Source organism: Photobacterium sp. R1, assembly GCF_054600795.1.
Genome location: NZ_BAAHZP010000450.1, coordinates 1 through 282, shown reverse-complemented (window position 1 = coordinate 282; position 282 = coordinate 1). Strand labels below are relative to the sequence as shown.

Sequence of the window (282 nt, the reverse complement as noted above, 5' to 3'; positions counted from 1 at the left end):
CAATTCTAGAATGACAACTGGGTTTAGGATCTTTGAATGTACGAAACCCTTTACCATCATAGAAGGTAATGCCCCAGCCGTCTGCGTGCGGGCCAGTTCGCCCACCGCGTTGCATCAGACCGGTGAAACTGAAACAAATATCAGTAGGTACGTTGGCACTCATGCCAAGCAGTTCACACATGTTTCCTCTGCCCTCTGTCAGGTTACCGAATTACTCGGCCCCTTCCATTTCCTTTTCAACCAGCATGATAAGAATATGGATGATCTTAATGTGAATTTCCT

At 46.5% G+C, this 282-nt stretch carries 1 protein-coding gene; it reads right to left on the bottom strand.

Features of this window, described 5'->3' with window-relative positions; translation table 11 throughout:
- Nucleotides 1–181, bottom strand: a 181-nt coding sequence (locus ACYP03_RS25805) for a class II glutamine amidotransferase (protein ID WP_459782649.1), incomplete at its 3' end; no start/stop codon positions are given.
- Nucleotides 182–282 lie beyond the last annotated feature (101 nt).